Source organism: Nguyenibacter vanlangensis, from assembly GCF_013376155.1.
Classification (GTDB): domain Bacteria; phylum Pseudomonadota; class Alphaproteobacteria; order Acetobacterales; family Acetobacteraceae; genus Gluconacetobacter; species Gluconacetobacter vanlangensis.
In genome coordinates this window covers 1-2244 of record NZ_JABXXP010000475.1, presented here as the reverse complement: position 1 = coordinate 2244, position 2244 = coordinate 1, and the positions used below count along the sequence as shown (strand labels likewise).

General features: G+C 70.4%; 3 protein-coding genes. 2 read left to right on the top strand and 1 reads right to left on the bottom strand.

Going from position 1 to position 2244, the window contains the following annotated elements; translation table 11 throughout:
- The coding region (locus tag HUK84_RS15480) for a PDZ domain-containing protein (RefSeq protein WP_176641083.1) at nucleotides 1–262 on the top strand (262 nt) is incomplete at its 5' end.
- A gap of 60 nt (nucleotides 263–322) precedes the next feature.
- Here the strand turns inward: HUK84_RS15480 and HUK84_RS15475 are convergent.
- Nucleotides 323–1378: a threonine aldolase family protein gene (locus HUK84_RS15475; protein WP_176641084.1), complete on the bottom strand. Its 1056-nt coding sequence runs from the start codon at nucleotides 1376–1378 to the stop codon at nucleotides 323–325.
- Nucleotides 1379–1453: 75 nt separating this feature from the next.
- Between HUK84_RS15475 and HUK84_RS15470 the strand changes: the two genes are divergently transcribed.
- The coding region (locus HUK84_RS15470) for a tetrahydrofolate dehydrogenase/cyclohydrolase catalytic domain-containing protein (protein WP_176641082.1) at nucleotides 1454–2244 on the top strand (791 nt) is incomplete at its 3' end.

Sequence of the window (2244 nt, the reverse complement as noted above, 5' to 3'; positions counted from 1 at the left end):
CGTCGTCGTCAGCGACGTCCAGTCCGGATCGCCCGCCGACCAGGCCGGCATCCGCCCCGGCGACGTGATCCAGGCGGTGGGCAACCGCCCGGTGGAGAATCCAGGCGCCACCGTCACCGCCGTGCGCGCGGCGCTGAAGGCCAACCAGTCCGTGCTGCTGCGCATCCTGCGCAACGGGCAGAACATCTTCGTCGCCGTGACGCCCGGCACGGACAACGACAGTGACGGCGGGGCCACCGGCCCGGGCGACGACAACAACTGACCTGCCGACCTCGTCCCGTTGATCCCCGGGCAGGGGCCCCATGCTCCCTGCCCGGCAAGGTCAGATTGCGGCCAGGGTGGCCAGCAGCGCGTCCACGTCGGCGATGTGGGTGTCGTAGCTGGTCACCAGCCGGATCACCGTGCCGTTGAGTCCGGCCGGCGTGCGCCATTCGCGAAAGACATAGCCGGCGGCGCGCAGGTGCGCGACGGCCGGATCGGGCAGGGCGACGAAGATTTCGTTGGCCTGGGTCTCATACACCAGCCGGGCGCCGGGGTGGCGGAACAGGCCGCCGGCCAGCCTGTGGGCCATGGCGTTGGCCTGCCGCGCGTTTTGCAGCCACAGATCGTCCTGCAGATAGGCAAGCAGTTGCGCGCTCAGGAAACGCTGCTTGGACCAGTCATGGCCGCCGCGCTTGCGGCGGCGGGCGAAGTGTTCGGCCCGCGCGGGGTCGAAGACCAGCACGGCCTCGGCGGTCATCGCCCCGTTCTTGGTCGCGCCCAGCGCCAGGATGTCGATTCCGGCCTTCCAGGTCGCCTCGGCCGGGGTGCAGCCCAGGCTGGCGATGGCGTTGGCCAGCCGGCTGCCGTCCAGATGGACCGCCATGCCGCGCGCCCGGGCCCGGGCCGCCAGTTCGGCGATCTGCGCGGGGTCGTAGACCGTGCCCCATTCCGTGGCCTGGGTCAGGCTGAGCGTCGTGGGCAGGTTGTTCAGCACATTGTGCGCCGGATGGCGGTCGAGCACATAGGACAGCGCGTCGGGCCGCATGCGCCCGTCCTCCGACGGGATAGGCAGCAGCCGCGCGCCGCCGGTATAGAAATCGGGCGCGCCGCATTCGGCCTGCACGATATGGGCGCTCTCATCGCACAGGATGGCGCCGAAGGGCGGGGTGGTGGCGGCCAGCGCCAGCGCGTTCGCCGCCGTGCCGGTGGCGACGGGAAAGACCTGGACCGGATGTTCGAAGACGTCGGCCGCGACCTGCTGCAGCCGGGCGGTCCAGGCATCCGCGCCATAGGCGGGCGCCGTGCCCTCGTTGGCCGCCATCAGCGCCGCCATGATGGCGGGACAGGCCGGAACGACATTGTCGCTGCTGAAATTCTTGCGTATCTGCACCTGCACGATATCCCCCATTTTCAGGGCCCATCTTTAAGGGTTGTCCCCTGCCATGTCATTCAATCGCCTTCCGGAGCGCCCATGACCGAGCCAGTGTCCGCCGTACCCGCGCCCGCTCCCAGCATGTCCGCGCGCCTGATCGACGGCAAGGCGTTCGCCGCGGCCATGACGCAGAGGATCGCGGCGGAGGTCCATGCGTTCCATGACCGCTACCGGGTGACGCCGGGCCTGGCGGTGGTGCTGGTGGGCAACGACCCGGCCAGCGAGGTCTATGTCCGCAACAAGGCGTTGCAGACCCACCGCGCCGGCATGCGCTCGTTCATGCACATGCTGCCGGCCACCACGTCGCAGGCCGAATTGCTGGCGCTGGTCCGCCGGCTGAACGACGATCCGGAAATCCACGGCATCCTGGTGCAATTGCCGCTGCCGGCGGGGCTGGACCCCGTGGCGGTGACCAATGCGATCCGGCCCGAGAAGGACGTGGACGGCCTGGGCGAGGTCAATGCCGGGCGCCTGGCGCTGGGCCAGCCCGGGATCGTGCCCTGCACGCCGCTGGGCTGCCTGATGCTGCTGAAATCGGAGCTGGGCGACCTGCGCGGGCTGCATGCCGTGGTCATCGGCGCGTCCAACCTGGTCGGCAAGCCGATGGCGCAGCTTCTGCTGGCCGAGGGCTGCACCGTGTCGGTCGGGCATATCGACACCCGCGACCCCGCGGCCCTGGCGCGCCAGGGCGATATCCTGGTGGTGGCCACCGGCGTCGGCGGCCTGGTGCGCGGCGACTGGATCAAGCCGGGGGCGACGGTGATCGACGTGGGCATCACCCGCGTGACCCTGCCCAGCGGCAAGACGCGCCTGATCGGCGACGTGGCCTT